Annotated in this window: 28 protein-coding genes; 18 read left to right on the top strand and 10 right to left on the bottom strand. The window is 40.6% G+C overall.

Annotated elements, in window-relative coordinates; translation table 11 throughout:
- The first annotated feature begins 97 nt into the window (after positions 1-97).
- Together NSQ72_RS14485 and NSQ72_RS14480 are read left to right on the top strand one after the other, a co-directional pair.
- The gene (locus NSQ72_RS14485) at positions 98-841 is read left to right on the top strand and encodes a (S)-benzoin forming benzil reductase (RefSeq protein WP_341085036.1); all 744 of its coding nucleotides are present in this window, start codon (positions 98-100) and stop codon (positions 839-841) included.
- A gap of 298 nt (positions 842-1139) precedes the next feature.
- Positions 1140-1673: an HD domain-containing protein gene (locus NSQ72_RS14480; protein WP_024423336.1), complete on the top strand. Its 534-nt coding sequence runs from the start codon at positions 1140-1142 to the stop codon at positions 1671-1673.
- On the opposite strand, the gene NSQ72_RS14475 is transcribed toward NSQ72_RS14480, so the two are convergent.
- Complete coding sequence (locus NSQ72_RS14475) at positions 1670-3157, bottom strand: esterase/lipase family protein (RefSeq protein WP_341084372.1); 1488 nt, start codon at positions 3155-3157, stop codon at positions 1670-1672. The two genes, NSQ72_RS14480 and NSQ72_RS14475, sit on opposite strands and share 4 nt — an antisense overlap.
- A gap of 176 nt (positions 3158-3333) precedes the next feature.
- Between NSQ72_RS14475 and NSQ72_RS14470 the strand changes: the two genes are divergently transcribed.
- The 9 genes from NSQ72_RS14470 (at position 3334) to NSQ72_RS14430 (ending at position 9705) form a co-directional block, all read left to right on the top strand.
- A complete protein-coding gene (locus NSQ72_RS14470) occupies positions 3334-3570 on the top strand; it encodes a YuzF family protein (protein ID WP_024423334.1) in 237 nt (78 codons plus the stop codon).
- A gap of 183 nt (positions 3571-3753) precedes the next feature.
- Positions 3754-4857 carry an AI-2E family transporter gene (locus NSQ72_RS14465; protein ID WP_039181146.1) on the top strand — a complete coding sequence of 368 codons (1104 nt, stop codon included), beginning with the start codon at positions 3754-3756 and terminating at the stop codon, positions 4855-4857.
- Between the two features lie 66 nt (positions 4858-4923).
- Positions 4924-5145, top strand: a complete 222-nt coding sequence (locus NSQ72_RS14460; protein WP_003213446.1) for a spore germination protein — start codon at positions 4924-4926, stop codon at positions 5143-5145.
- Positions 5146-5243: 98 nt separating this feature from the next.
- The gene (locus NSQ72_RS14455; RefSeq protein WP_107163176.1) at positions 5244-5465 is read left to right on the top strand and encodes a spore germination protein; all 222 of its coding nucleotides are present in this window, start codon (positions 5244-5246) and stop codon (positions 5463-5465) included.
- Between the two features lie 90 nt (positions 5466-5555).
- Positions 5556-5804, top strand: a complete 249-nt coding sequence (locus NSQ72_RS14450) for a YueH family protein (protein WP_024423330.1) — start codon at positions 5556-5558, stop codon at positions 5802-5804.
- A gap of 27 nt (positions 5805-5831) precedes the next feature.
- On the top strand, positions 5832-6239 hold the full coding sequence (locus NSQ72_RS14445) for a YueI family protein (protein ID WP_059375923.1): 408 nt from the start codon (positions 5832-5834) through the stop codon (positions 6237-6239).
- A gap of 60 nt (positions 6240-6299) precedes the next feature.
- Positions 6300-6851 (top strand): cysteine hydrolase family protein, encoded by a 552-nt coding sequence (locus NSQ72_RS14440; protein ID WP_024425949.1) that lies wholly within the window; start codon positions 6300-6302, stop codon positions 6849-6851.
- Between the two features lie 17 nt (positions 6852-6868).
- Positions 6869-8341, top strand: a complete 1473-nt coding sequence (locus NSQ72_RS14435) for a nicotinate phosphoribosyltransferase (RefSeq protein ID WP_341084369.1) — start codon at positions 6869-6871, stop codon at positions 8339-8341.
- Between the two features lie 137 nt (positions 8342-8478).
- Complete coding sequence (locus NSQ72_RS14430; RefSeq protein WP_047203313.1) at positions 8479-9705, top strand: EAL and HDOD domain-containing protein; 1227 nt, start codon at positions 8479-8481, stop codon at positions 9703-9705.
- A 35-nt stretch (positions 9706-9740) separates the two neighbouring features.
- On the opposite strand, the gene NSQ72_RS14425 is transcribed toward NSQ72_RS14430, so the two are convergent.
- Positions 9741-10097, bottom strand: coding sequence for an inner spore coat protein (locus tag NSQ72_RS14425; protein ID WP_341084367.1), 357 nt, complete (start codon positions 10095-10097; stop codon positions 9741-9743).
- Between the two features lie 505 nt (positions 10098-10602).
- Between NSQ72_RS14425 and degQ the strand changes: the two genes are divergently transcribed.
- The 6 genes from degQ (at position 10603) to NSQ72_RS14395 (ending at position 15478) form a co-directional block, all read left to right on the top strand.
- Positions 10603-10743: a degradation enzyme regulation protein DegQ gene (gene degQ / locus NSQ72_RS14420; protein ID WP_003213123.1), complete on the top strand. Its 141-nt coding sequence runs from the start codon at positions 10603-10605 to the stop codon at positions 10741-10743.
- Positions 10744-10894: 151 nt separating this feature from the next.
- Positions 10895-11809 (top strand): polyprenyl synthetase family protein, encoded by a 915-nt coding sequence (locus NSQ72_RS14415; protein ID WP_341084365.1) that lies wholly within the window; start codon positions 10895-10897, stop codon positions 11807-11809.
- The gene (gene comX / locus NSQ72_RS14410; protein WP_181286101.1) at positions 11806-11976 is read left to right on the top strand and encodes a competence pheromone ComX; all 171 of its coding nucleotides are present in this window, start codon (positions 11806-11808) and stop codon (positions 11974-11976) included. Before NSQ72_RS14415 ends, comX begins: the two co-directional genes overlap by 4 nt.
- A 54-nt stretch (positions 11977-12030) precedes the next feature.
- A complete protein-coding gene (locus NSQ72_RS14405) occupies positions 12031-14343 on the top strand; it encodes an ATP-binding protein (RefSeq protein ID WP_341084363.1) in 2313 nt (770 codons plus the stop codon).
- Positions 14344-14423: 80 nt separating this feature from the next.
- Complete coding sequence (locus NSQ72_RS14400; protein WP_024423322.1) at positions 14424-15065, top strand: response regulator transcription factor; 642 nt, start codon at positions 14424-14426, stop codon at positions 15063-15065.
- A gap of 23 nt (positions 15066-15088) precedes the next feature.
- The gene (locus NSQ72_RS14395) at positions 15089-15478 is read left to right on the top strand and encodes a hotdog fold thioesterase (protein ID WP_039181120.1); all 390 of its coding nucleotides are present in this window, start codon (positions 15089-15091) and stop codon (positions 15476-15478) included.
- Positions 15479-15571: 93 nt separating this feature from the next.
- Here NSQ72_RS14395 and mnhG read toward each other — a convergent pair whose 3' ends face one another.
- Genes mnhG through NSQ72_RS14360 form a run of 7 tightly spaced genes read right to left on the bottom strand, consistent with a single transcriptional unit; the run spans position 15572 to position 21342 of the window.
- Positions 15572-15946, bottom strand: a complete 375-nt coding sequence (gene mnhG / locus NSQ72_RS14390; protein ID WP_024423320.1) for a monovalent cation/H(+) antiporter subunit G — start codon at positions 15944-15946, stop codon at positions 15572-15574.
- The gene (locus tag NSQ72_RS14385) at positions 15930-16211 is read right to left on the bottom strand and encodes a Na(+)/H(+) antiporter subunit F1 (protein WP_039181117.1); all 282 of its coding nucleotides are present in this window, start codon (positions 16209-16211) and stop codon (positions 15930-15932) included. Before NSQ72_RS14385 ends, mnhG begins: the two co-directional genes overlap by 17 nt.
- Positions 16211-16690: a Na+/H+ antiporter subunit E gene (locus NSQ72_RS14380; protein WP_059375889.1), complete on the bottom strand. Its 480-nt coding sequence runs from the start codon at positions 16688-16690 to the stop codon at positions 16211-16213. Before NSQ72_RS14380 ends, NSQ72_RS14385 begins: the two co-directional genes overlap by 1 nt.
- A 6-nt stretch (positions 16691-16696) precedes the next feature.
- Complete coding sequence (locus tag NSQ72_RS14375; protein WP_024425940.1) at positions 16697-18175, bottom strand: Na+/H+ antiporter subunit D; 1479 nt, start codon at positions 18173-18175, stop codon at positions 16697-16699.
- Complete coding sequence (locus tag NSQ72_RS14370) at positions 18168-18509, bottom strand: Na(+)/H(+) antiporter subunit C (protein ID WP_024423316.1); 342 nt, start codon at positions 18507-18509, stop codon at positions 18168-18170. Before NSQ72_RS14370 ends, NSQ72_RS14375 begins: the two co-directional genes overlap by 8 nt.
- Positions 18509-18940 carry a Na(+)/H(+) antiporter subunit B gene (locus tag NSQ72_RS14365; protein WP_039181111.1) on the bottom strand — a complete coding sequence of 144 codons (432 nt, stop codon included), beginning with the start codon at positions 18938-18940 and terminating at the stop codon, positions 18509-18511. The genes NSQ72_RS14370 and NSQ72_RS14365 overlap by 1 nt, the downstream gene beginning before the upstream one ends.
- Positions 18937-21342, bottom strand: a complete 2406-nt coding sequence (locus NSQ72_RS14360) for a Na+/H+ antiporter subunit A (protein WP_341084361.1) — start codon at positions 21340-21342, stop codon at positions 18937-18939. The genes NSQ72_RS14365 and NSQ72_RS14360 overlap by 4 nt, the downstream gene beginning before the upstream one ends.
- A 219-nt stretch (positions 21343-21561) precedes the next feature.
- Between NSQ72_RS14360 and NSQ72_RS14355 the strand changes: the two genes are divergently transcribed.
- Positions 21562-21771 (top strand): hypothetical protein, encoded by a 210-nt coding sequence (locus tag NSQ72_RS14355; RefSeq protein WP_024423313.1) that lies wholly within the window; start codon positions 21562-21564, stop codon positions 21769-21771.
- A gap of 74 nt (positions 21772-21845) precedes the next feature.
- Here NSQ72_RS14355 and NSQ72_RS14350 read toward each other — a convergent pair whose 3' ends face one another.
- Positions 21846-23183 carry a 2-hydroxycarboxylate transporter family protein gene (locus NSQ72_RS14350; protein ID WP_039181105.1) on the bottom strand — a complete coding sequence of 446 codons (1338 nt, stop codon included), beginning with the start codon at positions 23181-23183 and terminating at the stop codon, positions 21846-21848.
- Positions 23184-23310: the final 127 nt, after the last annotated feature.

The following is a 23310-nucleotide window of genomic DNA, read 5'->3' as shown; positions in this document are numbered from 1 at the left end:
TGTCTCTTTTAAAAGAGGCAGGCTTTTCTTTATGCAGATTGCTTGATGTCCCACCGTTTCACTACGTAAAATAGTGATATCAAGGGAGGAGATTGTCATTCGAATTTCAATCGTTACAGGCGGATCAAAAGGTTTTGGCCTAGCACTTGTGAACAGGCTGCTTTCACGCGGGGATCATGTGTACACAGCAGCAAGAAGTGCATCGCCGATATCCCATCCAAAGCTCACACATACTCAGGTCGATCTGACGGATGAAGAAGCAGCGGCCAAATGGCTTCAACATAGTCTCATGCCGCAAACTCTGGTAGATGCTGATGACATCTTATTCGTCAATAACGCAGGAATGGTTACACCTATCAAACGCGTTGGACAAGGCGGACAGGATACGCTTCATCAGCATTACAAGTTGAATCTTGTCATTCCTGTTTTGCTGAGCCATGTGTTTGCCAAACAGACTCAATCTTTTAACGGAAAGAAAACGATCGTTCATCTCTCTTCTGGAGCGGCGAAAAACCCATACAAAGGCTGGAGTGCGTATTGCAGTTCAAAGGCAGGACTCGATATGTTTATGAGGACTTTTCATGAGGAACAGCAGGACGAGGCGCATCCGATCAACACGTTTTCCTTTTCACCCGGCACGATCGATACAGATATGCAGGGGGAAATTCGGAAGTCATCAAAACAAGACTTTGAACAAATAGACCGTTTTCAGCAATTATATGAAACAGGCACACTGAAGAGTCCAGATGAAGTCGCAGGGATTTTGCTCGATCTTTTAGGAGATGATCCAGCTGGCGGATCTGTCTACGATGCACGTGAGTATGTGAAAAAGCAGTCATAACGACAGCTACAGCGTAAGGCAAACCCTCGCATTCGGTGTCAGGCTTGCGTGCTGGTGCTCACGAATGTCAAATTCGCTCCGCGCCAGTACTCGGCCTTCCTAGACTTCAAGGGTTTTCATATCACGCTGAAAAGAAGAAAAAAAGCAGTCATAACGACTGCTTTTTTCGTATTGTACAAGCAAAAACAGCTCATTTGACATAAGCTATTTTTGAGACTCATAGAAAATATAACAGAACATTTGAGTTTCTTTTCAGAATATGTTAGGATGCTAAAAATATAGATAAGGAGGGGTTTCCATGAGAAAGGTTACATTAATGGATGTTTACACCCATCCAGTCGCTCAAAAATATTTAAATCGTTCAGGTAAAGCCCATGCGATTGCTTGTGCTTATCACGCATTCAAACTGGCGGTGCAGGCAGGGATTAATCCAGATCTCGCTGTGAAAGCAGCCCTCTTGCATGACATCGGCCACTATGAATGGTATACAGCTGGCGGAGAATGGGATTACGAGACATATAGACGGAATGATATTCATGCCATTAAAGGCGCAGAGCGTGCTCACAAACTGCTCATACGCCTCGGTGAGGAACCAAAGGCAGCCAAAGATATTGCGCTTGCAATTCTGCTTCATACGGATTCATATTTGCCAGAGGGCGACCTTCATAAGGACACACTCCAGCAAATCGTTAAGAAAGCAGATGAAATGGATGAAGAGCCTGGCGGGCATCACCATTACAGACAAATAGACGAATCACTTGCAATGAAAAAAATCACGGAATTGGATCAGAAAGTGCAACAGGCACTTCAGCCCATGAAACGTTCTGTTTAGTATGGAATGTCACCATGAATATTTCCATGCTGATCGACATACAATGTGCGAATAACGGTACGGTTAAATGCTGATGTACCTGATGCAGTGAGTCCAGTGTAATGAACCGTGACAGAATAAGCACCTTCTTTTTTCAATTGAACAGCTGATGAAGAAGTTGTTTTGAGAGGATGATCTTTTTGAGCATCCTTAAAGTAAAAGGTTTCTACTTTCTTGCTTAATCGTTTAATCAGACCGCTTGAATGGGTCGATGCATCATCCCCTAATTTCGCTGCCTCTGCTTTGATTTCTTCATTTAATGGTGAATCAAAGGATACGAGCAGCAAATAAGGAGTCTTTTTTCCTGAATTTGATCGAATTGTCCATTTTCCAGGAACGGGTTTATTGATTTGCACATGGTGCGAAAATGCGCCTTCATATGGGAAAGATGCTTCCGATGTCTTCAGATTTGTTAAGACGTCTCCATTTGGGGCGATGATTTCCGGCCGCGCCTCACGCCTTTCATTTAACCACTGAATCGATAAGCCATTCGTTCCTTCCTCTACATAGAACGCTTCTGTTTTATCCTTTTCACTTTCTCCGCCTTTCACATAAACATCTGTATTCAGCTCAGTAGAGTTCGGGCTCTCTATATTTTCTTTTCCAGTGCTTGCGGCATTTGCCAGCAGCTGATGCTGGAACACAGGAAACATGCTTGTGCCGTTTTTAATGGAGTTGTGATCCCATTTCCCTGTTAAAATATTGTTTGCATATGATAGTCTTGTGCTGCTTACCGTGACGGCGCCATCGTTTGCACCAAAGCTCTTTAAATACATGCCGCCTAAGTACAGCACCCCGCCAAATGTTCCCCATTCCGATCCCGAATAAGTGATGTATTTTTGAGGAAACTTCTCCAGCTTGTCGGTTTCACTTCGAAAAGCCGCCATGAGCCCCGTTTGCAAAGAATAGAGCGCATCGCTTTTTTGTCCAAGAATTTCCGCGAGCCAGCTTCCGCCCTTGCTATACGCTAAATCTGCCAGCGGCGTCCCGTAATGAGGGGAGCCAAGTGTGATGACCTTCTCTACATATGGATGGGCATTGTGATACACGAGTGCGGACTGTGTATCCACCCCGCCTTTACTATGACCAATCACAATGAGTTTTCGACCGAACACATCATAGATTTCTTTTAGCTTTTCTGCTAATAGTTTGCCATTCTTTTTCGTATCCTGATCTGGATACAAATCTATGAATGCGCTTTCGTATCCGTTCAGAACAGCTTGCTTTGCCATGTCGTTTCGGTCGAACCATGTGGAGGAGGAGCTGTTAATGCCGTGAACAAAAACAAGTGGCGGTTTTGACTCGTCTTTTTGAACTGGCGCTTCTCCTTTAAACCACTTCCCCGGTGTCCCAGGTTCATCTCCAATTGATCCTGCATACGCATAACTTGCAAAGGAAAAAAAGAGCATGACAGCAGCGAGACAGATGAGTTTTTTCAAGATCATTCACCTCTTCAAATGATTTAAGTTGTTGGCAGCACCAATCTATTATACTTCCAAAAGATGTAAAATAACATAAAATGTTAAAATGTGGTATTTATGTTGTGGGTTTGCCCTGAGTGACATTCACATGGGTCATTGCATACGCTGTGGGTAAATACACAAGTAAAGGGGCAGGTAGGATGGCACAACAAGGAAGTCCACAGCTTGTTTCATTAGTTGATCCATATGTTTATCAAACATTGCAGAAAGTAATCGGTATGAGATTAATTGTTCAAACAGTGAAAGATACGGTGCGTGGAAAATTGAAGGAAGTCATGCCGGATCATATTGTCATTGAGGCGGGGGCGAAATCAGTTTTTTATGTGCGGATCCAGCAAATTGTATCGGTGATGCCTGATCACAGTGAAAGAGTGTAACAAGCAGACGCAAAGGTGTCTGCTTTTTTCATGCTTACAGAATGTATATCTGGAAAAAGTGCATGATATACCAATTGTTCTTTTTTTTACAAAAAATAAGGTTCTAAAACAAGAAGCAGTTGACAGAAGGTGGGTTGAATAGTAGTTTTTTAATAAGATCAATACGTAACAGGAGGAGCATCTTTGTTAAAATCTAAAGTTCATTTCTGGACATTCCAAATATTACTTGTTTTACTCATTGTTTATGTATCAACAAAGGTTTCGTTTTTATTTCAGCCGATTATTTTATTTGCTTCAACCTTGTTTGTTCCCATCTTGCTGGCTGGAATTCTCTTTTTCATCTTTAATCCAATTGTTCGATTTTTGTCCAAGAAAATTCCTAGGACACTGGCTATCCTGATCATTTATCTTTTGTTCATCGGACTCATCACGTTCATTGTGAATGCTGCGGGACCGATTATTGTCACGCAGGTCGGTGGACTTGTCAAAAGCTTCCCTGGTTATGTGACGGATATGCAGAAATTTATGAATGACTTCTCGCATTCTAAAACATTTACTTGGATGATGAACCAAGATTATGTCTCCGTCTCGAAGTTTGAACAGACAATTGTTTCGACATTAAAAGATTTGCCGGAAAATATTGCTTCAAGTATGTCTGCTGTGTTTGGTGTGATTGCCAATATTGCTTTAGCTGTGATCACAGTTCCGTTCATTTTGTTTTATATGTTGAAAGACGGACATAAGTTTCCGGACAAGCTCGTTCAATTTTTGCCAATGCCTTACCGTAAAGAAGGATTAAAAATCTTTAAAGAATTAAACGATACGCTTGCGGCTTACATACAAGGGCAGATTGTCGTCTGTTTATTTGTTGGAGTGGCTTGTTTTATCGGGTACTTATTAATTGGTGTGAAATATGCGCTCATTCTCGGTATTATCATTGCGGTCACGAATGTGATTCCTTACCTTGGGCCATATCTTGGCGCGGCACCAGCTGTGCTTATTGCGTTTCTTGATTCGCCTGGAAAAGCTGTGGTGACAGTGATTGTGATTCTTGTCGTTCAGCAAGTTGATGGAAATGTTATTTCTCCATTGATTATTGGGAAACGCCTCAACACACATCCTTTGACCATTATCCTGCTATTAATTGGGGCAGGAAGCTTTGGCGGAATCCTTGGTATGATCTTTGCGGTCCCTGTCTATGCACTGCTCAAAGCCATCACCTTGAATATTGTCAGATTGGTGCAGCTGCGTCAGCGATCTCGTAAGGAACAGCATTTAAACGTCTAGGACAGATGCACACTTTTTCCCTTCTTGCATAAGATGATTGTGATAAGCAGATAGGGGGAGATTCTGATGCCTGCAATCGTTGGACCTATTCATATCGAGTCGTTAGGAGGAAACGGTGCAGCTACTTTCGGTGATGTCCTGGCCATTGCCCCTTTGGCTGTAGACCACTCTACTGGCGGGGCAGGAGCCTTTAATTCAGGTGATTATATGTCACTTACAAGTGATCCGAATGCGACAATGCTTTGGGACTTTACATTGTTTGGCCAGCCTCAATCATTTAACGCATAGAAAGACAGCTGATGATTACAGATCAGCTGTCTTTTTTATTTTTCATACACGTAATTTTAGGCTGGGCATATGATGAGGTAAGAAAAGGTGGTGGAAAGATGCCAGCGATTGTTGGGCCTATTCATATTGATCGTGTGTACGGAAATGGGGCAGCACATTTCGGTGATGTTTTTGCCATTTCGCCAAAAAGTGTCGATCACTCTGCCGGTGGTTCAGGGACTTATAATGCAGGAGATCTTGTCCAATTTTTTAACAGTCCAAATGTCACTTTTGTGTGGGATATAGACCTGATCAGCCAGCAAAAGAGCTTTAATGCGTAGCCAGCTTTGAAAGGGAATTCCTTTTCAGAAGCTGTCTTTTTTTATGGTACAATGGATATAAGAAGAAAAAAGAGGTGTGAACAGAGTCAAATGAAAATTAGAAAAGCACACATCACAAGCGGACAACCAAAGACCTACAATGTATATTTACATGAAAATAAAAAAGAATATAAAACGCTTGTAGCCGTACCTGACATTGAATGGAGTATTTCCATTGCGTATGAGGACGAAAAAGAGCAGCTCATCCATACGCTTGAACAATCTTTAATGGAAAGAGTAGAAACAGACGAAGCCCGTGACCTCGCACTCAAGATTGTGCACTGGGTCACAGAAATGTAAATTTAGAAACCAGGAGTGAAAACAGCGATGAAAGAAGAATCCGTAGACTTTTATTTGCAGCAGGGGATATTTGGACATGCTGAAACAAAACCTGATGAACGAAGAATGTTTCTTGGTTCATTAAGGGAACGAGCGCTTCTCGCCCTGACAAAGGGACAGGTATCAAGAAATAAACCGTATCATGAGGTGGAGCAAGTATTGAAGGCCAATCGACAGGCATCCCTTCTTTTAAATGGTGAACTGTCCTATGCTTCTTATTCTCAATATGTCAAAATGGCAAATGCCGCTGGATGTTCGTTTAAAGTGGTGAATCATCATGAAGCGCACTCTCCATTTGGTCTTGTCATAGAGATGCCAATTGCGGTGAATCAGGAGCACATCTATATAGAGGATGAACTGTTTCAAAAAGCTTTTTCTCATGAATCTGTTGAATAGGTTTCCCTAGTGAAATGAATAAGATATAATGATTCAAAAGAGCATATGGGAGAGATGCGGATGGGCAAAGCGTTGATTTGTATTGATTATACAGTTGATTTTGTTGCAGACGATGGAAAACTGACATGCGGAAAGCCTGGACAGGCGATTGAGTCTAAGATCACAGAGATCACTTCTTCATTTATTGATGAAGGCCACTTTGTCGTCTTTGCTGTCGATCATCATGAAGAAGAGGACCCTTATCATCCAGAGACAAAGTTATTTCCGCCCCATAATATTCGCGGAACAGAGGGTATTGAACTTTATGGACAACTAAGTTCACTATTTCACACGTCAAAACATTTAAAACATGTCTACTATATGGAAAAAACAAGATACTCTGCTTTTGCAGGCACTCAATTAGAAATGAAACTGCGCGAGCGCGGCATCACGGAACTTCACTTAGCCGGCGTATGTACCGATATTTGTGTACTTCATACAGCTGTTGATGCGTACAATAAAGGCTTTGAACTTGTGATTCACCAGAATGCTGTGGCGAGTTTTAATGAAGCGGGGCACGAGTGGGCACTTTCTCACTTTGAGCAGTCGCTTGGTGCGAAAGTGGTTAAGTAAGGGAAGGAGAATGGAAGTTGGAGCATCGGTTTAATGACGACAGTTTATCACTACATACAGATCTTTATCAAATTAACATGGCAGAAACGTATTGGAGAGACGGCATACATGAGAAGAAGGCAGTCTTTGAACTCTTCTTTAGAAAGCTTCCATTTGACAATGGCTTCGCTGTATTTGCTGGCTTAGAGAAAGCGATTGAATATTTATCGGACTTTTCCTTTACTGAAAGCGATCTCGCGTATTTAAAAGATGAACTTGGTTATAAAAGCGATTTCATTGACTATTTAAGCGGATTATCCTTTACAGGTACACTTCATTCAATGCGAGAAGGGGAAATTGTCTTTGCGAATGAACCGATTATGCGCATCGAGGCAACGCTTGTTGAAGCTCAGTTAATCGAAACGGCATTGCTCAATATCGTGAATTTCCAGACGCTGATTGCAACAAAAGCGGCTCGGATTAAAGGAATCATTGAAGATGAGACAGCTTTAGAATTCGGAACAAGACGTGCACATGAAATGGATGCGGCGATGTGGGGAGCAAGAGCGGCACTCATCGGCGGCTTCCAGGCAACAAGTAATGTTCGTGCTGGGAAACGCTTCAACATCCCTGTATCAGGAACACATGCTCACGCACTTGTACAAGCATACCGTGATGAATATACAGCATTTAAAAAATATGCTGAAACACATACAGACTGTGTCTTTTTAGTCGATACGTATGATACTGTCAGATCAGGTATACCGAATGCGATTAAGGTAGCGAAAGAATTTGGAGACAAAATCAACTTCATTGGTGTCAGACTTGATAGCGGGGACCTTGCATACTTGTCTAAAAAAGCTAGAACAATGCTGGATGAAGCAGGATTCCATGAGGCAAAAGTCATTGCATCAAGCGATCTTGATGAACACACCATTATGAATTTAAAAGCACAGGGCGCCAAAATTGATGTGTGGGGTGTTGGGACAAAACTGATCACAGCATTCGATCAGCCAGCCCTCGGTGCAGTGTATAAGCTGGTGTCCATTGAAGAAAACGGCAAAATGAATGATACCATCAAAATTTCATCTAACCCAGAGAAAGTGACAACACCAGGCCGTAAACGGGTGTACCGCATTATTAATCAATTGAACCATCATTCTGAAGGTGACTACATTGCACTTGAAGAGGAAGATGTTCATAGTGAGGATAAACTAAAAATGTTCCATCCCGTGCATACATTTATTAGTAAATTCGTGACAAACTTTGTGGCGAAAGATCTTCACGTACCGATTTTTGAACAAGGTAAACTTGTGTATGACAATCCAGATATTCAAACGATTCAAGCCTACGTGCAGGACAGTCTTGGACTCTTCTGGGAGGAATACAAACGAATCAGCAAACCAGAAGAATATCCAGTCGATTTGAGTCAAAAATGCTGGGATAATAAAATGCAGTTTATCCATGATGTGAAAAATAAAATCAAAAAAGAGCTTTATGAAAGCGAATGATTAGAAGAAAGGGAGATCATCAAGCCAGATGGTCTCTTTTTTTAATTTTGACCGATTGAAAATGAACTAAAAGCGCAATCATTTGGTATACTGAAAGCACATCTTGTTTGTCATGGCATAAAGGAGGATTGGAGCAGTTGAGGGTGTTTGTTGCGAGACAGCCTATTTTTAACAGAAAAGAACAAGTCGTATCATATGAGCTGCTTTATAGAGATAGTGAAACCAATACATATAGCGCTGAAGACGGTGATCAAGCGACAACGGACCTCATTATCAACAGTTTTCTAAATATCGGCATCGAAACACTGACAGAAGGAAAACGATGCTACATTAATTTCACCGAAAGCTTGCTTTCATCTGATCTGCTCACCTATTTTGATCCGCATCAGCTTGTGATCGAGATATTAGAAAATGTACCGATTACCCCGGCACTTATTATGAGATGTAAGCAGTTAAAAAAATGGGGATATACGATTGCACTCGATGATTTCTTCCTAAACGGAACACATTATAGTGACAAGCTGCTTGAGGAACTCCTCTATTGCATTGATATTTTAAAAATTGACTTTCTGAAAACGACAACGCAAGAACGAAGAGCTATTCTGAATACGTATAAAAAGTATCGCCTTCGATTTCTAGCAGAAAAAGTAGAAACGAGAAGAGAATATGAAGAAGCGCTAGAAGCGGGTTTTCACCTGTTTCAAGGGTATTTCTTTAGTGAGCCGCATGTGATATCAGGACGAGCATTATCGACCAGCTTCCATGCGTACCATCAGCTTTTAAATGAGTTAAGCAAGGACCAGCCGAATATCCAGACCGTGACTCATTTTATTGAAAGTGACCTTTCGCTATCATATCAATTATTAAAAATGCTGAATTCAGGCGGCATGAGACGTCTATATCAAATTAAGAGTATCCGGCAGGCGATTATCCTGCTTGGGTTTAATGAAATTCGGCGCTGGATCTTTATCCTTTCATTTAAAGAACTGAATGTCCAAGCTAACTCAAGCCAAAAAGAAATTATCAAAATGTCATTCATTCGTGCCAAAACGTGTGAACTGATTGCCTATCGGACTGAACGAGAGCACCCTGCCTCTTATATGCTGACAGGCATGTTTTCTCTCATTGATACACTTGTCAGGGCAGATATTACAGAACTTGTGAAGGAGCTGCCGCTTTCTGATGAAGTTGGCGAGGCACTGCTTGGCTATGAAAATGATTATTCTTTTGTGCTAGGTGTGGCCAAACGTATTGAACGAAATGAATGGGATGATGAAATGTTCGATGGAAATCTCCCGAAACAGGAAGCCTATGGCTGTTATATAGAAGCCATTGAATGGTGCCATAAAATGTTTGAATCTTAAGAAAAGCCGCTCGCGTGAGAGCGGCTTTTTCTTTGTCATGCCCACTGTAAAAGAAGGAAAAGTCTGCTGGAGGCAAGAGACAAGTAGATTCGAATGCCTTCTGGACTAAAGCGGATATCAATGCCGCTTTTCACCCCGATTTGCTTCAGCATTCGGATAACACTTGTCGAATCAGAGCGCTCAGCAGCCTCCATGATGCGCTGCGCAAACGGAAGGGAGCTGGAAATTTGCTGCGTGATGAGTGAAGCATCAGCAACGAGACGGGCTGATTCCTTTCCGGCTCGTTGAAATGAGTGGGCATCAACTGGAGGAAAAGTCATTGGTGTGCGCGTCGGGTATGCGTTGCTCATTGCGGGAACCTGCAAAGCAGGATAAGGTACATAGTAAAACACATGGTCACCTCTTCTCTCATTGGCGTGAAATTGGACGGATATCTGTTCTAAATGTATGTAGAAAATCAGAATAAAGAATCAAAATGATCTTTCTATCTTTGTAATTCCAGCATAAAAATAGGTACTTTTGCGGTCAATTTCGGTGAATGTCGCCAAAAAATTGCGGTGTCCACAATAGCGTCTGTCGTCTGACCTATGACACGCAAAACCGAAGATATAGAGGGGATCGTACGTTCTGTTAGGAGAGAATTGTGACGAATGATGCCTATTCCTGTCGCAAAAATGACGCAATTCCTTTGAAATTGAGATAAAAGTATGATTTGAAAAGTCAGAAAATGATGAAAAAAGACCTATTGAATTTTGCGGTATCGCGCACACGTTTTGTGCATACTTTTCGGTGAAAAAATACTCAATTACATTTACACTGTTAGTAACAGATCAAATACTTATGACCCAATCACCATACACAAATACATTGATCTTCCAAAAAAGGAGAGTGGAATCGATGGAAAAGTATGAAATCGAAGAACTTAAACAATTATTATGGAAACTTGAAAACGAAATCAGAGAAACAACGGCTTCTCTTCATAACATTAACAAAAGCATTGATCAATACGACAAATATGAATATGTGAAAATTTCTTAAAGACTTGATAATCATCAAGTCTTTTTTTTATCCAAATACATACAAAAAAAGGATATATTATTATATAATTGTTAAATAGCGATGTCAGTGGACATTTGCTCATGTCTTTTTAGTAAAATAAAAGACGAAAGGGTGAGGTACAAGATCGAGTATGCTAAACTATCTAGAGAATACAAAAATCAAGCAGAATATGTCTGATTTTATTCAACATGCAGTCAGGCAGAATGATTTACAAAAGCTGCTTCTGAAATTTACAGATAGAAAAAAAGAATTTCCTCTTGGTCAACTGGCTTACCAGCATTATGAGGCATTTGGCGGACAAGACAAGCAAGCGATTACAAAACTGGCAGCGGGGATTGAACTTCTCATTTTATCTGCCGATATATTAGATGATATTGAAGATCAGGACAATGACTCGTATCCTTGGATGAACGTCGACCAAGGAGTGGCCATCAATGCATCTACGTATTTGTATACGGTGAGTATCCAATTCATCACATCTATATGTGAAAATAATTCTCAGCTAATAGAGAAATTGTTCCATTTCATCAAAATGTCAATGGAAGGGCAGCACGAGGATTTGCGTCATTTGCATGGAACAGAAGAAGAGTGTGTAGAGGTTTTAAGGAAAAAATCAGGATCTTTAACAGCTCTTTCTAGCGTACTGGGTGTTTATTTAGCGACAGGAAAAATAAACGCCACTGTGGAATCTTATTCGATATATTATGGTGTTGCTGAACAGATCAGTAACGATTTTTTTGCGTTATTTTCAAAATCAAACGGAGATTTTCAAAAAAAACAAACGCTGGCATTCAGTTATTTACAAAGACGTTTTAACGATGCCAGTCAAGAGCTTCTTTCCTTCTTTTCTAACCGGCTGGATGAGTCTGAGCAAAAGCCGTTTCAACTGAAGCAGAAGTTACTTGAAGCTGGTTTGACTCAGTACATGGTATCGATGAGAGAGATTATGCTGTTAAAAATGAAGCGAGGAATGGAACAACTTGATTTACCTGGGAAGAAGAAGGAACAATTATGTGCATTTATGACAAAGGAGGGCAATGGTTGAACATTCAAAATGTTATTGCATATTTAGTGAAAAATCCTGGTGTTGTGAATGAATTGGACTTAGGGAATGCAAGTTTAATTCACACAGATGAGCAAACCATGAAAGTAATTATTCAAGGCATTAAAAAAGGGCAAATGTCTGCAGATTATATATGGTACTATAAATGATACTATTCATTTAAAAAATGATTTAAAAGTTCTCCAGTTAAGGATGTTTTATACATGAAGATAACTTATACGAAACTATCTGCTTTTTTGGTTTTTCTGTCTTTTTTATTTGTGATCTATGTTTCATATATTTATGTATTTGATATTTTTAATGGAGCACGTGTAGCGGAGAACAAGAACGGTCAAGCAGAAGTTGTCAAAGTTGAATATCTTTCTTTAGCCTACACATCAGGATTAGAAGAAGGAGATATTATACTTAAAATCAATGGGGAACCTGCTAACAACAAAGATCATTTGATCAATGGTGAGCTTAGGAATGTGCAAAGAATTGATATTCAAAGAGGCAACCAAATGATCACTCTAAAAAATAAGACATTGATTGGTCAAGAAAGTTTATTTGTCTATTTAATTCCTCTCATTCTGTATTCAATTTGTTTATTTTGTATCTTCTTTATCATTCGAATTAACAAAGAGGCCCAACGAAAATCAGCATTCCTTTTAATTTTATTTTTATTAACGATTTGTATCGGATATCTTAGTGCAGGTACTTCAGGTATTGGTGATAGATTTAGCCATTATGTCATCACATTTTGTTTATCAAGTGTATTTATCTTTTATATTCATTTCATTTATCAATATTTCAAAGAGTTTGACCTGCATTTAACGACTCAAAAAACGATTCGCTTTTTATATAGTCTTCCTATAATTAATCTAGTAATAGAGTTAATTGTTCCAATTGATTCGGTGATAGCCAGATACATGCCAAGTTTAAATCTTTTATTCTTTTTCGCTTCTATTATCATGTCATTCAAAGTGATTATCAATGGAATGCGGAAATATAAAGAGACAGAGCAGGGGTCTGTTTTAAAGTTTTTTGTCATGATAAATATCATAGCATTTTGTCCATTTATCTTTTTATTTGCAATTCCATATGTTTTGTTTCGTATTTATGTCGTAGATCCCTTTTTCTTAACTTCTTTTGTCTTGCTCATTCCTTTTTCACTCGTGTATCAATTCATGACGAACAAACTTTACAATATGGATTTTTTGATTAGTAGACTGAAATACTATGGATTTCTTGCCATTACACCGACCATTTTTGTTGTTGTCACGTTTTATATTCTGCAAAAACCAGAAGATTTGAAGTACACACTGAAGCTCGCAATAATTACCTATACACTCATGCTGGCTGTTTTCTATTTCAAAGAAATTCTAGATTTCCGTTTTCGTCTGAAGCGTTTTTCAGAGAAGCATAATTACCAGGACAGCGTGTTTAAATTCACGCAGCTTATTCGTGAGGCATCATCACTTCATCAAGTGCTGTATCATTTGAAATACACCATTTTAGAAGTGCTTGTTGTGAATAAAGCCTTTGTGCTTGAGGTGAAGGCTGACGGACAAATTATTGAAATTGATGAATCAACAAATGATAGTAAGCTATGGAAAGAATACGTGGATCAATTTCAAGATATTTTAGGTGAAGTTGGTAAAATCATCGAGCTTGATAAAGGGTTTATGATGAAAATTGGCGAGCGGGGCGGTCACTCGTTTATGATTTGCTGCTTATCCAATATACAGACACCGAAATTGACACGCGATGAGATTTCTTGGTTGAAAACATTGGCATTTTACACCAGTGTCAGTTTAGAAAATGTCGTCAAAATCGAAGAGTTGATGGAGCATCTTGACGATTTGAAACAGCGTGAGGCCAATCCTGCGTGGCTGAAGAAAATCATGTTTGCTATGGAAGAGAAGCAGCGTTCAGATTTAGCGAGAGATCTTCATGATTCCGTACTCCAGGACTTGATATCACTAAAAAGGCAGTCGGAGATGTTTTTAACGAATTTCCAAAGCAATCAATGCCCGACATCTATTGAAAATTCGCTTATCTCATGGAACGATCAAATGTCTAAAGTGATTCAAACGACGAGAGAAACATGTCATGAGCTTCGGCCTCAGCTGCTGTATGATTTAGGTTTAGTAAAGGCGATATCGAAGCTAACTTCTCAAATTCAGGAGGAAGCACCGTTTCATATTAGGCTGAATACGACACGCTTTGATAAAGAATTGGACATTGATATTGATTCACAGCTGAATATTTACCGCATTGTTCAGGAACTGTTATCTAATGCCCTGAAGCACTCTAAGGCCACTCAAGTGTTAGTTATGCTAATTTGTATTAAAGATCAGGTTGTTCTTCACTATGAGGATGATGGAGTCGGTTTTGATGCAAGTCATCTTGATCAGCACACAATGAGCATGGGGCTTTCGGGAATTAGAGAACGAGTGAAAGCATTAAATGGAAAGCTTCAAATTCACACAGCCCCGGGGAAAGGGCTCAAGGTGAAAATTGAAATGGAATTGTAACCATTTATTAAGGATTAAGACTTGGCATCAGCCAAGTCTTTTATATAAAATGGAAGTGAGTGATTTAAAGGGAGGAAGACATGAAGAAGATATTGGTCATTGATGATCATCCGGCTGTCATGGAAGGGACAAAAAGCATATTAGAATCAGACCAGCAGCTATCAGTCGATTGTTTAAGTCCTGATGCAGAAGCCGCCTTTTTAAAGACGCATGACTTTTCCATCTATGATGTGATTTTAATGGATTTAAATCTCGGGGATATCAATGGAATGGACATAGCGAAACAAATTTTAGAAACCAACCATCAAGTGAAAATTATCATTTATACAGGGTATGAAGTAGATGATTATTTTGAAGAGGCTATTCGGGCTGGATTACACGGTGCAATTAGTAAAACAGAGACGAAAGACAAAATTATTGAATACATACACCGGACATTGCAAGGAGAAGTTGTCATTCAGCTGTCCTATTTAAAGAAATTAATTTCACAGCAGCAAGAAAAGCCAGAACAGGCGCAGCAGACTGACCACGATCTCTTAACGGAACGGGAGTGTTTGATCCTTAGAGAAGTGGAAAAAGGATACACGAACCAGGAGATTGCCGATGTGCTTCATTTGAGCAAACGGTCAATTGAGTACAGTTTGACATCCATCTTTAATAAGCTGAATGTTGGATCTCGTACAGAAGCGGTGTTAATTGCCAAGTCTGAAAGTGTGCTGTAAACGTGTGAAGGGAGAGGGCCTTAATGAATGTGAGCGGATCAAATACACTGCTTGAGGCACTAGGCATTGAAATAGTAGAGTGCAATGAATCACGATGCGTTGCAACAATGCCAGTCGATCACAGAACAAAACAGCCATTTGGACTGCTGCACGGAGGAGCATCTGCTGCTCTAGCAGAAACAGTGGCGAGCATGGGGGCTGCGGCTCATTTAGACTTAACGCAGCAAGTTTGCTCAGGTATTGAAATCAATGCCAATCATTTAAAATCTGTACGCGATGGAGTTGTGACAGCGACAGCTGTTCCTGTGCATGTAGGACGGCGTACAATGGTATTTCAAATCGATATAAAAGATGATCGAGACCGGCACATCTGTACGTCAAGATGCACACTTGCTGTCATTGATCGCATATAAAAAAGCTCCCGGTGCAGCGGAAGCTTTTTTTATATGCACGTTGAGCGATAAAAAAAGAATGGCCTAACATGTCAGGCCATTTTTTTTCGCTGTTTATAAATAAGAATCTTCTTTCCGCTTAATCACAAAGTTACGGAAACCGCCATAATCATCTTGGACACTGCGTTTGTCGAGCTTAACACCAGTATTGTAGGCGGCTCTTCCGATTAAGTGTGCGCCGACTGGTGCTGTCAGGAAGATGAATACGATGCCGAGAAGGATTTTTGCAGAAATAACGCCTGCAAGAAACCATTCATGAAAAAACACACCTACTAAAATCAGAACAACGCCAAGTGTCGATGCTTTTGATGCAGCATGCATACGTGTGTAAACATCCGGCAGGCGAAGGACACCAATGGCTGAAATCAAACAGAGGATAGCGCCTAGCAGGATAAAGAAAATGACGATGGCTTTAGCGATGACGATCATTTTCAATCACTTCCCCTTTCTCAAGGAATTTGGAAAAAGCGACAGTACCGATAAAGGCAAGGATACCGAGCAGTAAAATAATCTCAAAGAATGCAGTGGTTTTCAGTAAAATTGAAACGATGGCTGTCATCCCAATTAAATTGATTCCTATCGCATCAAGCGCACTCACACGATCAGGAATAGACGGACCTTTGATCACTCGTATCACAAAAAGCAAGGTAGACAGCGCAAGAATGCCAAGTGAAATTTGCAAAATGAGTTCCATTACTTACCGCTCACCTCCTGAATCGCTTTTTCAAATGAAACCCGGATATCGTGAATGGCTTTTTCAGCATCTTCAATATCCATCGCATGAATGTATAAAATGGAACGATCGTCGGAAATATCAATCACTAGTGTACCTGGTGTCAATGTAATCATATTAGCCAGTATGGTGATTTCCCAATCTGTTTTCAAATCCGTACGAAAGGCGAAAATACCGGGCTTAATCTTGAGCTTTGGAGATAATACGGTCTTTAATACACTTAAATTGGCAAGAAGCAGCTCGCGAATAAAAATGATGATAAGCTTGAAAATCGCATAAAGGGCATAGCCGTAAAAACGCTGCGGGAAAAATCGACGCAGCATAAAAATGGCGATCATCCCTAATGCAAACCCTGATACAAAGTCTGCGGCTCTGTATGTATCATTCATAAACATCCATGTAAAGGCGAGGAGAGCGTTTAGTAATATTTGAAAGGCCATGTTCATCTACTCCTTCAGCACAGCTTGAATATATTTTTCTGGTGTAGAGAGCATTTCCGCTGCTTGATTGATATAAGGGGCAATGAACTCTGTCCCTAACCCAATGGCGAGCGATAAGACGACAAGCAGTACGCCAGGGTACACCATTCCTTTAATTGACGGCTTTCTTCTTCGCATATCCTGTTCCTCGCCCCAAAATGCGGACATGAAAATCTTCATAATAGAGTAGAGGACAAGAAGACTTGACAGTAAGACCAGGATAGAAAACGTCATGTGTCCAGCAGAAAATCCACCTTCCACAATTTTTAGTTTCCCAACAAAGCCGCTCAGCGGCGGAATTCCTGCAAGCGATAAAGCCGATATGAAAAACATCCATCCCAATAGAGGCTGGGATTGAATCAGTCCGCCCATTTTTTTCAGTTGGTTTGTGCCAGCGTATACAAAGAGGGCACCTGCCAGCATAAATAAAGCCCCTTTGATCACCATGTCGTGAATAAGATAATAAATGGCTCCTTGGAGTGATGCAGGTGTGTTGGCTGCAAATCCAAACAAAATGACCCCAACTGCTGTGACAATGTTATAAATCACGATCTTCTGCACATCAGAATAGGCGATCGAGCCAATCACACCGAATATCACCGTCAGTGCGGCAAGCCACGCCATGAGTGTATGGGTGAAGCCTGTATCATGTATAAAAATTAATGTAAAGACTCTGGCAATCGCATATAAGCCAACCTTTGTGAGCAAAGCCCCAAAAAGAGCTGAAATCGCTGCTGGCGGCGCATGATACGATCCTGGCAGCCAGAAATAAAGCGGGAAGATCCCAGCTTTTAAGCCGAATACAATGAGGAACAGGATGGAAATAACAGTGATTAACCCTGTTTGCCCTGATTCAGCTATTTTCACACTTAAATCAGCCATATTGAGCGTACCCGTCACTGCATATAAACAGGCAACTCCGACAATAAATAATGCCGACGAGATGATATTAAACACAATATATTTGAGTGATTCACGAAGCTGAGGCTTTGACCCGCCTAATACAATGAGCATATAAGATGCCATCAGCAGTAATTCAAAGAAGACAAACAGGTTGAATATATCTCCCGTTAAAAAGGCTCCGCTCACGCCAGCTAACAAAAACTGCACGCCAGAATAATAGAAGAGCCGCTCTCTTTCTTTCCCAATCGTTTGAAAGGAGAAGAGGACTGTCACAAGCCCGACAACGGAAGCGGTCAGCACAAGGAGTGCAGCAAATTGATCGGCCACAAGGGCAATCCCAAATGGCGCTTTCCAGCCGCCTAAATAAAGGGTTTGTATCCCATTTGTGAAAATCGTTTGAACCAAATATGCATTACATATAATGGCTGAGAGAGATGCCAAGACACTAAAAACTCTTGACAGCATGATGTTTTTATTCATAAAGATCAATAGTGTAGCAGCTAGTAATGGAATTAAAATAGGCAGGATCACGAGATTATTCATGCTGATCATTTCCTCTCATTTGATCCATGTCATCTGTTCGCAGCTCTTGGAAGGCTCGGAAGGCCATGACAAGTAATAAGGATGTCACACCAAAAGCAATGACAATGGCTGTTAAAATTAATGCTTGCGGCAATGGATCTACATAGGATGTGAGCCCCTCTTTTAGAACGGGAGGCGCTCCCTTTTTTAAGCCGCCCATTGTTAAAAGAAGCAAGTGGACGCCGTGACTCAAAACAGCAGTACCGACGATGACCCGCAGAAGGCTTTTTGACAGCATCAAATAGGTCGCCGCCATAAAAATAATTCCGACGATAATAGACATTAGAAATTCCATTATTCCTTCTCTCCAATCATTTGAATAATGGTCATGGTGACACCAACAACGACCAAATACACCCCGATATCAAACAGGACGGCTGTCGCTAGTTCTGTTTTTCCTAAAAACGGTAATTGGAAATAATCAAATGCATGTGATAGAAAAGGTGCACCGAATAGAAAGGATCCCATACCTGTCAGGATCGCAACGAGCAAACCGGCTCCAGCTACATAAATAAAGTCAAAAGGCAAAATGCGTCTTACTGTTTTCAGATCATAGGCTAAAAGCAGAAGAACGACAGCCGCAGAACTCATCAGGCCGCCGATGAATCCGCCGCCAGGATTGTTATGCCCCGCAAGAAATAGGTGAAGGGAGAAGAGCAAGATGATGAATGCTGTGATTTTTGTTGTGACTTGCAAAAGCATATCATTCGTATCAATCTTTCTCATCGCCGCACACCTCTCTTCCGTTTTGCTTGTGTTTTTAATAACCCATAAATACCAAGTGCCGCAATGGCGAGCACAGTAATTTCAAAAAGGGTATCAAAGCCCCTGAAATCGACAAGAATGACATTGACAATATTGTCACCGCCAGCAAGTTTGTAGCTGTTTTCAATAAAGTAAGTTGAGATGGTATCAAGTGACTGCTGACTTGTGGAAGCGAAAGCTAGACAAGTGACAACAACCCCAACACCTAATGAAATGATGAAATTGGTCATTTTGAATCTTCTCGTTTTTTGCTTTAAGCTCAGCTTCGGCAAATGATAGAAGCAAAGCAAAAACAGTGCGACAGAAATCGTTTCAATAATCAGCTGCGTCAGCGCAAGGTCAGGTGCTCTGAAAATCACGAAGAATAATGACAGCGTGTAGCCCATGACACCTAGAGCAATAATAGCTGTTAATCGTGAGCTTGCGAATACTGTTGCAATCGTCGCCGCCACCATCACAAGTGAAAGAATCACCTCATACGTGCCAATTGAGGCAGCCTGATCTGTTTGAAATGAAAAGGCCTGCTGATAAAACATCACGCCGCCAATGACGATAATCATGAACCCAAACACATAGACAAGATAGTCACGAAGAAAACCAGTCATATAACTGTTTGTCAGGCGGTATGACCCTTTTTCCAAACCGATAAGAGAGCGGTCGTATAAAGCGTTAAATGACCATTTTTCCTTAAAGATGTTGTACATTGGACGCCATTTTGAAAGCGTCAAGTAGCCGATTGTTCCGAGTACAACAACACCTATTGTCATATAGAGCTCTGGCTGGAAGCCATGCCATGCTTCAATCTTCACAGAAAAACGGCTTCCTGTTTCAATCGCTTCAGGAATGATCGCCGCAATTGCGGGTTCGATGACAGAATAGGCAAGAATATTAGGGAAAAAGAAGAAGGTGACCACAAGTGCAGCGAGAATGATTGGCGGAATGAGCATGCCGATCGGTGCTTCATGCGGTTTTTTCTCCAATTGGTCTATATTCAGACGGCCTCTAAAAGTTTTAAAGAGGAGCATCATACTATAAATGAACGTAAAGACACTAGCGAGCCAAGCAAGTGCTGGGATGATAGCACCCCATGTTGAAACGTCCGTAAAGCTGATGTCAGAAATTCGTATCATACTTGTGAAAAATAGCTCTTTACTTAAGAAACCGTTAAATGGCGGTAATCCGGCCATTGAAAATGTACCGATTAACGTAATTGTGAAGGTAATCGGCATGATCGTCATTAATCCGCCTAATTTTCGAATGTCACGAGTTCCTGTTTCATGATCGATAATACCAGCTGCCATAAAGAGACTTCCTTTAAACGTAGCATGGTTAATGAGGTGAAAAATAGCTGCAAGAATGGCTGCGCCAAAAAAGGCAGGATTGTTTTCATGAATCGCAGCTGCGCCGACGCCAAGCATGAGCATAATCATACCGAGCTGACTCACTGTCGAATAGGCCAGAATGGCTTTCAAATCGTTTTGCCGGACGGCGTGGAATGATCCCCAGAATAATGTGACAAGTCCAACAATGGAAATGGTCCAGAACCATACCTCTGATATAGCAAAGATTGGACTGAAGCGGGCAACAAGATAAATACCGGCTTTCACCATCGTAGCAGAATGCAGATAACTGCTCACAGGGGTCGGTGCTTCCATTGCATCAGGCAGCCAGATATAGAATGGGAACTGGGCTGATTTCGTAAAGGCACCTATTAAGATTAGGATCATGGCAGGGATAAAGTAAGGTGATGCCATAATGAGTTGAAGCTGATTGACTGCTTCACGAATACTGAATGAATCAGTAATCAGGTAAATGAGGATGAAGCCACCAAGCATAGCTAATCCGCCAAAAACAGTAATAAGCAGTGATTTCGTTGCCCCATACCTAGAGCGCTCACGCTTATACCAATACCCAATTAAGAGGAAGGAAGAGATACTCGTTAACTCCCAAAACAAGTATAGAACCACCATGTTGTCAGAAAGAACGACACCCAGCATCGCGGTCATAAACATGAGCAAATACGTGTAGAAAGAGCCAAGCTGTTCTTTTTCCTTTGATAAGTAGAAAATACTGTACAGTACCACAAGTGCGCCGATACCTGTAATTAATAAAGCAAATAACAGGCTGAGACCATCGACATACACAGTGAAATTCATCCCTAAAGATGGAATCCATTCAGCCTGTGAGAAAAGCGTTCGTCCATTCGAAGTGATATGTAACATTTGGATGAAATAGGTAAATAAAAGAATCGGCAAGATGAGAACAAACCATCCTGTATGTATACGCTTCACATATTTGTAAAGGAAAGGTACAACAAAAGCGAGTAAAAAAGGTGATAGGATGGCGAAGTGAATAAGCTGCAAGAAAATGAACCTCCTTTGATCAATATAAATTCACGTTCTAAAGAACTGGTAATTAAAATTATAGCGTAAATACAGCCATAGTGCATTGGTTTGAAACGATTTCAAGCAAACTGTATTTGTTTTAGGTTCTTTTGACCACAAAAATAATTTTATCAAAAATGACACTCATTGTATATTGTTTTGTTTTTCGTACATGCTTTTCTTAAAGGAGCTGATCAAATGAAACGAAAGATCGCCATCAGCTTAAGCCTATTCTGCACGATTTTAGGAGGAGCATTCTTGATTGACCGAAATGATCAAAAAAGGTGGCAGGCCGGGAGTGAATGGCCGCTATTTTCTGAGCATCTTCTTCACATGAGCTATCAAGAAACCAAGCTGTATCCTTTTCAGCCCAGGGAATATTTACGAATTGTATTAGCTGATGAATAAGATCCTATAGGAGAAAAGAAATATAAAAAAAGCATGGGCCCATGTGAGAGCTCATGCTTTTTATGTGTGGTAGTTTAACTAAACATTCTGAGTAAGATCGTTGCACAGATAACAGTTGCTGCTCCGCCAAGTCGTGTAGATACTTGTGCGAAAGGCATAAGACCCATTCTTCCAGAAGCTGAAAGAATTGCAACATCACCAGTACCGCCAAGTCCACTGTGACAGCCAGTGACAATAGCAGATTCGACTGGATACATGTTCATTAGTTTTCCAACGAAGTAACCAGAACCAACCATTGCGAGTACAACAGCGATACATACGCATACGAATGGAATTGAGATGACAGTTGCTACATCATCAAGTGGAATGTATAGAATACCAAGACCAACCATTAGCGGCCATGTAAAACTTCTTGATACAAACTTGTAGAACTGCTGTGAGCCATTTTGAAGATGCTGAGGCATCACGTTTAAGTATTTGATTAAAGCAGCAAGAACAATCATTAGGATTGGACCTGGAATATGAACGAAGCTTTCTAACAAACCACCAAAGATGAAGGTTGTACAAGCAACGAGTACACCAGCACCCATTAAACCGAAATCAACTTTTGCATCCATATCTGGCTGCTCGAAAATTTCGTTTGCTTCTTTAGATTTCACAAGACGGCCATTCCCGTTCAGTTCAGGACGTTTCTCACCAAGCTTCTTCATTGCGCCAGCGCAGATAATGGCAATGACGTTCCCAATGACAGCCGCAGGAATTAATTGAGAAATTAATGACTCTGCTGATACATCAAGAATTTGTGAATAAGCGATAGATAATGGCAAAATTCCTTCTCCAACACCACCGGCAATAATCGGTACAATAATAAAGAAGAATGAATGATGCGGTGTGTAACCAACTAAAAGGCCAACAAGGATACCAGCACTCACAGCTGCAATTGTACCTGCAACTAGAGGGACAAACATACGAATAAGGCCTTGTACTAAAACAGTCCGCTGCATCCCAAGAATACTACCTACTACAAGAGCAGAAATATAGAAGTAAAGGAAGTTCGACGTTTTCATAAGAGACGTAACCGCTTCCAATGAGTTCGGATTCAGAACATTAAAAAAGACCAGGAACGATGGTACGAATAAAGAAAGAATCGCCGGTCCACCAATATCTTTTAAGATTGGAATACGTTGTCCTACATCTCCAAGGAAAATCCCCAAAATCATAATAACAGCGAAACCACCAAGCATATTTGCTGGAATTTTATTGAAATAAGCGGCAGTTAAAATAATCGCTGCAAGTACTAAATACACAGGTAGATCAATAACACCAATTTTCCAAGACATGATCTTACGGAAAACGCTTTTATTATTGTCAGAATCGTCTGTAATCGATTTCAATTGTTGTGCATTAGCCACATAAACACCCCCAAATGCTATTTGTCTCAATTGTAGAAGATTCTGTGACACTCATCTATTTATTAAACTAAAATAAGTGTAATAAAAGTAAAATAAACAGGAGTTTTTGAGTTTTTTATCATACAAA

Source organism: Bacillus sp. FSL R5-0659, from assembly GCF_038008785.1.
GTDB classification, from domain to species: domain Bacteria; phylum Bacillota; class Bacilli; order Bacillales; family Bacillaceae; genus Bacillus; species Bacillus safensis.
Note: the sequence above shows the minus strand (reverse complement) of the source record. Positions and strands in the feature narration are given on the sequence as shown.